A 6,144-nucleotide genomic window follows, 5' to 3' on the forward strand; every position below is an offset into this window, starting at 1 on the left:
ATGGCGATTCCGAAGCTTGAGAAGATCGTCATCAACATGGGTCTCGGCGAAGCGACGCAGAACGTCAAGATCATGGATCCCCTGATTGCTGATCTCGCTTCTATCGCAGGCCAGAAGCCTGTGACCACTAAAGCCAAGAAGTCCATTGCCGCCTTCAAGGTGCGCGAGGGCATGCCTATTGGTGCGATGGTCACGCTGCGTGGCGACAATATGTACGAGTTCCTTGACCGCCTCGTCTCGATCGCGCTTCCCCGCGTCCGCGACTTCCGTGGCGTCTCCTCGAAGAGCTTCGATGGCCGTGGTAACTACACTCTCGGTCTGCGTGATCAGCTCATCTTCGCCGAAATCGACTATGCGAAGGTCGATAAGCTCAAGGGCATGAACGTCACCATCGTCACGACGGCAAAGGACGACAATGGCGCCCGCGCTCTGCTGAAGGGGTTTGGAATGCCTTTCCGCGTTGGGGCGTAAGCAGCACGTAGCCGGGCTCATGGGCCTCAAACAAGTTTGTAGTAAGGATAGAGAGTAAATCATGGCAACCACCGCAAAGCGCGTCAAAGACGCAAGAAAACCGAAGTTCAAGTCCCGCCAGCACAACCGCTGCCAGCTCTGCGGCCGCCCACGCGCGTTCCTGCGCAAGTTTGGTGTCTGCCGTCTCTGTTTCCGCAACCTTGCGCTCAAGGGAGAGATTCCGGGCGTCGTCAAGTCAAGCTGGTAGAATAAATTTATCTACTCGCGTTCGGCCCTGTGCCGCACGTTCCTTCCAGAGACCTCATTCGAGCTTCGACTCAGAGTGCAGAAGTCTGGAAGCTTTACCGCAACAAACATCCCCGCTGGTTCTCGTGAGAGACACTCGTGAGCGAACGGGGGATGAAGGAGAATGAATGAACCTCACCGATCCAGTAGCAGACTTTCTGACCCGCATCCGCAACTCCATCCGTGCGCGCCACCAGAAGCTTGATGTTCCTGCCTCGAAGCTCAAGGCCGAAATTGCCCGCATCCTCAAGGAAGAGGGCTACATCGCGAACTACAAGCCCACGGAAGAGAACGGCCAGAAGGTCATTCGCGTTTATCTCAAGTACGGCCCGAATAACGAAGCCGTCATCCGCGACCTACAGCGCGTCTCGCGTCCCGGTTGCCGCGTGTACCTTGGCCGCGATGAGATTCGTCGCGTACAGGGTGGCCTCGGCATCTCCATCATGACCACCCCCAAGGGTGTCATGACCGGTCGCCAGGCTCGCCGTGAAGGTGTTGGCGGCGAGATTCTCTGTGAAGTTTGGTAAAGCAAATAAGCCAGATCTTTTGTTTTTGCATTTGAGCCTTAGGCTCATCGGCTGCAGTGGAACAGGTTAAGCCTGCGACTCGCAAGCCATAAGAAGGAATTGAACAATGTCACGTATTGGCAAGAAGCCGATCCCTATGCCTGCCGGTGTCAAGTACACCGTCAATGGCAATACCGTTCTCGTCGAAGGCCCCAAGGGAAAAGTCACCGCAATGCTTCCTGGCGGAATCACCCTCGTCCAGAAGGACGGAACTTTGGTTGCCGAGCGCCAGAATGACAAGCAGGCAGCCTTTCACGGCCTCGCCCGTGCACTTGTCTTCAATGCTGTCACTGGCGTCACCACCGGATGGACCAAAGAGCTTGACGTCGTCGGCATCGGCTATCGTGTGGAGCTCAAGGGCAAGAACATTGTTGTTTTTACCCTTGGCTATTCGCACCCGATTGAATTTCCTCTACCCTCCGGCATCGAAGTCGCCATCGACCCGAAACAGACCCACGTTACGGTCTCCGGCATCGATCGCCAGAAGGTCGGCCAGGTTGCTGCCGATATGCGTTCTCTTCGCAAGCCCGATCCTTATAAGAACAAGGGCGTTCGTTACACCGGCGAGAAGCTGAAGAAGAAGGTCGGCAAGACCGGCGCGAAGTAAAGTCTTCGCGGGGCAGAGGCTGAGGGTTGTTATCCTTATCTCTGTCTCGCATACCGTACTAAGACCGAACGTCGTCAGTACTCTGGCGACGCTACTAGGAAGGAAAGCCAATCATGATCAATCCCCGTCAACGCAACGTCATCCGCCAGCGCGTTCACACGCGTATCCGCGAGAAGATGTCCGGCACTGCCGAGCGCCCACGTCTGAACGTCTACCGCTCGCTCAACCATATCTACACACAGTTGATCGACGATCTCAACGGCGTCACCATCGCTTCTGCCTCCTCGATGGGCAAGAAGGGCGAAGAGAAGAACTACGGCGGCAACATTGCTGCCGCTGCCGAAGTGGGCAAGCTCATCGCCCAGCGCGCGCATGAGAAGGGCATCAAGAAGATTGTGTTCGACCGTGGTGGTTATCTGTATCACGGCCGCGTCAAGGCCCTCGCCGAAGCTGCTCGCGAAGCTGGACTCGATTTCTAAGGATTAGGCGCCCCAAGCGGCCGCCAGAAAGCTGGATTAGGACATTATGGCAATGAAGAAAAAAATCGACGCGAACCGGCTCAACCTGAAGGACGAAGTCGTTTCCATCAATCGCGTCACCAAGGTCGTCAAAGGCGGTAAGAACATGTCGTTCGCCGCTCTCGTCGTCATCGGTGATCCCGGCGAAGGTGTGGTTGGATATGGTTCGGGCAAGGCCAAGGAAGTTCCCCAGGCCATCCGCAAGGGGATCGAAGCGGCCAAGAAGAACCTGCACAAGGTCAATCTCACCGACACTACGATTCCGCACCAGGTGCTGGGCCACTTCGGCGCCGGTCAGGTCATGCTGAAGCCTGCCGCTGAAGGTACCGGCATCATCGCCGGCAAGACGGTTCGGGCGGTTATGACTGCGGCGGGCGTGCAGAACGTGCTCACCAAGTCGCTCGGCACCGCGAACCCGCACAACGTTATCAAGGCCACCTTCGACGCTCTCATCCAGCTTCGCAACAAGGCCGAAGTCGCCGCTTTGCGCGGTAAGGCAGTCGAAGAGCTTTAGCTCTTCGCTCAAAAGATTCAGAGGAGCTTTAATTCAATGGCTGATACTAACGCAACCGCCAAAATCAAGCTGCAGTACTTCCGTTCCAAGATCTGCACCCCGGTCAAGCATAAGCTCGTCATCAAGGGCCTTGGCTTCACCCGCCTCAACCAGATCGTCGAGCGTGAAGACACGCCATCCATTCGTGGCATGGTGGCAAAGGTTCCGCATCTCGTCCGCGTCGTCGGCTAACTGATCGTCGCCGAGGCAATCGTTTAAAGCCCGCACAGGGCAAATCAAATGCGAGTCGGCCAGCCAACGAGCTGGCTGGCGTTAAGCGAGGAAACAATGGCAATTCGTAATCTTTCCAATCTCCGCGCCCCTAAAAAGGCTAATGAAAACAAGAAGCGCGTCGGACGCGGTATGGGCTCCGGCATCGGTAAAACCTCGGGCCGTGGCCACAAGGGTCAGGGTTCGCGCTCTGGTTCAAGCCTCATGCGTGGCTTCGAAGGCGGCCAGATGCCCCTTCACCGCCGTCTGCCCAAGCGCGGTTTTACCAACATCTTCCGCGTCGAATACCAGGTGCTTGGCCTCGACCGCATCGCCGAGATTAACGCTGCCTCCAACGAGACCGAGTTCACACTCGACAAGATCGTTGCTCTCGGACTTCTGCGCAAGAAGAAGGGTCTGATCAAGGTGCTCAACAATGGAGAGCTGAAGACCGCTGTTACCGTTCACGCGCACAAGTTTTCCAAGACCGCTCAGGAAGCAATCGAAAAGGCCGGCGGCAAGGCGATCCTCATCGGCTAGTTAGCATTTAGAATCGATGGCAGGCAAGAGCATCCGCTTTTGCCTGCCGGTTCACTCCGCAGCAGGTTTTACCCCGAGGTCCTCTCTCCGATGTTCGAGAAATTCGCAAACATCTTCCGCATTACCGATCTGCGGACACGCGTCCTCTTCACGCTTGCCATGCTGGCCATCTATCGCCTCGGGTCACACATCCCCACCCCAGGCATCAATGCCGACATGCTGGCGCAGTACTTCAACCAGAACGCCGGTTCGTCCCTCGGCCTGGTCGATCTCTTCTCCGGCGGAAACCTGCGCAAGCTGACCGTCTTCGCCCTCGGCATCATGCCGTACATCACCGCCTCCATCATCTTCCAATTGCTCACCGTTATTTATGAGCCGTTGGCGAAGCTGCAGAAGGAAGGCGAACTGGGCCGCCGCAAGATTACGCAGTGGACCCGCTACGTCACGATCATACTGGGCGTTGTCCAGTCGTTCGCCATCGCGCTGACCCTCACCAATACCTCCACCGGCGAATCGATGGTCACCATCTCCAAGGGCCTCTTCGTTCCGCTCTGCGTGCTGACACTGACCGCCGGAACCGGCTTCGTCATGTGGTTGGGTGAGCAAATTACGGAGCGCGGCATTGGCAACGGGATGAGCTTGCTAATCTTTGCCGGTATCGTCGTCGGTCTTCCTGCCGGCATCGGCGATCTCTGGCAGAAGGCGCTGGACAGAACCTGGGGTGCCTTTACTCCCTTCGCTCTTCTCGTCCTTATCGTCGGGATGCTCGCCGTTGTGACCTTTATCGTCTATGTTGAAAAGGCGGAGCGCCGCATTCCGGTGCAGTACGCCAAGCGCATCGTCGGTCGAAAGATGATGGGCGGCCAGTCGACCCATCTTCCACTGAAGGTCAATTCCGGCGGTGTGATGCCGGTCATCTTCGCTGCGTCGATACTCTCCGCGCCACTGCTGTTTTCAGGTGCCAGCATCTTTGGCTACTCGCTGCATGATTCACCGTTCTTCGGTCCTCTTTTCCGTGCTCTCGGGCCCGGCGAGCCGTGGTACGTGTTGCTCTATAGCGTCTCTATTATCTTCTTTGCCTACTTCTATATCTCGATTGTCTTCCGTCCCGACGACATCGCAGACAATATGCGCAAGTACGGCGGCTTCATCCCCGGCATCCGCCCCGGCAAGCGCACGGCTGACTTTATCAATGACGTGCTTACCCGCATTACTCTGGTTGGCGGCATCTACCTGGTGATCATCTCGCTCATTCCGATGTTGCTGATCAGCGGTATCCACTTCAACCACCTCTGGTTGATCGGCGGAATCTTTGACAAGATGCCAACCTGGGTAACGAACGGTCTCGGCGTCAGCTTCTATTTCGGCGGCACGTCGCTTCTGATCGTCGTCGGCGTGGCCATGGATACGGTCCAGCAGATCGAAGCTCAGCTCGTTATGCGCCACTATGAAGGCTTCTCTCCGCGGAGCGGTCGTATTCGTGGCCGCAAGAGCTGGTAGGGAAGTGTCGACATTGACCAGCGACTCAGCAACACCCCATCATTCATTGGCTCAGGCAGATAACACCTTTCTGCCTGGGCCGGTCCTGCTTTTAGGCGCTCCCGGAGTGGGCAAGGGCACACAGGCCCAGTTGCTCATGGCCGCCTTCGGCATCCCGCAGATCTCCACCGGCGACATTCTGCGCGAGAACATCGCCAAGGGGACGGAGTTAGGCAAGACGGCAAAGGGCCTGATGGATAAGGGACAACTGGTCCCCGACCAGATCGTCAACGACATGGTGCAGGCTCGCCTCACCGCCGATGACGTCCACTCCGGTTACATCCTCGATGGCTTCCCCCGTACGCTGGCTCAGGCGACCTGGCTGGACGCGCATCTTCCCATCTTCCGTGAGACGCCGCCATTGGTGGCTGTCAACATTCGTGTCGACGAAGCCGAACTGCTGCGCCGCATCACTGGGCGGCGCATCTGTTCGGCCTGCAGGCACATCTATAACATCTACTCGCATCCGCCTGTGAAGCCAGACGTCTGCGATCTCGATGGAAGCCCGCTCCAGCATCGCAGCGACGATACCGAAGAGGCTTTTACCGAGCGAATGAAGGCATACGAGTCTCTGACGGCCCCGGTGATCGAACATTATCGCGCCAGCAATCGCTTCCGCGAGGTGAACGGTGAGCCTTCGGTAGAGGAAGTATCGCAAAGCATTGTTACGGCGCTGAAAGCTCTGCGCGAAGCTAAGTACTAAAAATGGCCATACTCATCAAATCGCCCGCAGAGATCGAAAAGATGCGGATCTCCGGCAAGGCCCTCCGCCAGGTCCACGACGCCATCGCGCCGTTCGTCAAGCCTGGCGCCACTACGATGGACCTCGAAAACGTCGCCGTTCGCAAGATCGCT

The 6,144-nt window shown here is 57.2% G+C and carries 10 protein-coding genes; all 10 read left to right on the top strand.

Features of this window, described 5'->3' with window-relative positions; genetic code table 11:
* A partial coding sequence (rplE, locus tag VMU57_RS11940) for a 50S ribosomal protein L5 (RefSeq protein WP_325383671.1) occupies window positions 1–471 on the top strand: 471 nt, incomplete at its 5' end.
* A 61-nt stretch (window positions 472–532) separates the two neighbouring features.
* Window positions 533–718, top strand: a complete 186-nt coding sequence (locus VMU57_RS11945) for a type Z 30S ribosomal protein S14 (RefSeq protein WP_325383673.1) — start codon at window positions 533–535, stop codon at window positions 716–718.
* Window positions 719–884: 166 nt separating this feature from the next.
* Window positions 885–1,283, top strand: a complete 399-nt coding sequence (rpsH, locus tag VMU57_RS11950; RefSeq protein ID WP_188554298.1) for a 30S ribosomal protein S8 — start codon at window positions 885–887, stop codon at window positions 1,281–1,283.
* Between the two features lie 106 nt (window positions 1,284–1,389).
* Complete coding sequence (gene rplF / locus VMU57_RS11955; protein WP_325383674.1) at window positions 1,390–1,929, top strand: 50S ribosomal protein L6; 540 nt, start codon at window positions 1,390–1,392, stop codon at window positions 1,927–1,929.
* Window positions 1,930–2,042: 113 nt separating this feature from the next.
* Window positions 2,043–2,408 (top strand): 50S ribosomal protein L18, encoded by a 366-nt coding sequence (gene rplR / locus VMU57_RS11960; RefSeq protein WP_325383675.1) that lies wholly within the window; start codon window positions 2,043–2,045, stop codon window positions 2,406–2,408.
* A gap of 46 nt (window positions 2,409–2,454) precedes the next feature.
* The gene (gene rpsE / locus VMU57_RS11965) at window positions 2,455–2,961 is read left to right on the top strand and encodes a 30S ribosomal protein S5 (RefSeq protein WP_216846392.1); all 507 of its coding nucleotides are present in this window, start codon (window positions 2,455–2,457) and stop codon (window positions 2,959–2,961) included.
* Window positions 2,962–2,997: 36 nt separating this feature from the next.
* Window positions 2,998–3,192: a 50S ribosomal protein L30 gene (gene rpmD, locus VMU57_RS11970; protein WP_325383678.1), complete on the top strand. Its 195-nt coding sequence runs from the start codon at window positions 2,998–3,000 to the stop codon at window positions 3,190–3,192.
* Between the two features lie 96 nt (window positions 3,193–3,288).
* On the top strand, window positions 3,289–3,750 hold the full coding sequence (gene rplO / locus VMU57_RS11975) for a 50S ribosomal protein L15 (protein WP_325383680.1): 462 nt from the start codon (window positions 3,289–3,291) through the stop codon (window positions 3,748–3,750).
* A gap of 90 nt (window positions 3,751–3,840) precedes the next feature.
* Window positions 3,841–5,250 (top strand): preprotein translocase subunit SecY, encoded by a 1,410-nt coding sequence (gene secY, locus VMU57_RS11980; protein WP_325383682.1) that lies wholly within the window; start codon window positions 3,841–3,843, stop codon window positions 5,248–5,250.
* A 4-nt stretch (window positions 5,251–5,254) separates the two neighbouring features.
* A complete protein-coding gene (locus VMU57_RS11985; RefSeq protein WP_325383684.1) occupies window positions 5,255–5,992 on the top strand; it encodes an adenylate kinase in 738 nt (245 codons plus the stop codon).
* Window positions 5,993–6,144: the final 152 nt, after the last annotated feature.

This window comes from Edaphobacter sp., from assembly GCF_035532915.1.
In the GTDB taxonomy this organism is placed as follows: domain Bacteria; phylum Acidobacteriota; class Terriglobia; order Terriglobales; family Acidobacteriaceae; genus Edaphobacter.

Coding starts and splice junctions, on each gene's coding strand:
- rplR (WP_325383675.1), top strand. CDS start 2,043: ATGATCAATCCCCGTCAACGCAACGTCATCCGCCAGCGCGTTCACACG.
- rpmD (WP_325383678.1), top strand. CDS start 2,998: ATGGCTGATACTAACGCAACCGCCAAAATCAAGCTGCAGTACTTCCGT.
- rpsH (WP_188554298.1), top strand. CDS start 885: ATGAACCTCACCGATCCAGTAGCAGACTTTCTGACCCGCATCCGCAAC.
- rpsE (WP_216846392.1), top strand. CDS start 2,455: ATGGCAATGAAGAAAAAAATCGACGCGAACCGGCTCAACCTGAAGGAC.
- rplF (WP_325383674.1), top strand. CDS start 1,390: ATGTCACGTATTGGCAAGAAGCCGATCCCTATGCCTGCCGGTGTCAAG.
- secY (WP_325383682.1), top strand. CDS start 3,841: ATGTTCGAGAAATTCGCAAACATCTTCCGCATTACCGATCTGCGGACA.
- rplO (WP_325383680.1), top strand. CDS start 3,289: ATGGCAATTCGTAATCTTTCCAATCTCCGCGCCCCTAAAAAGGCTAAT.
- VMU57_RS11945 (WP_325383673.1), top strand. CDS start 533: ATGGCAACCACCGCAAAGCGCGTCAAAGACGCAAGAAAACCGAAGTTC.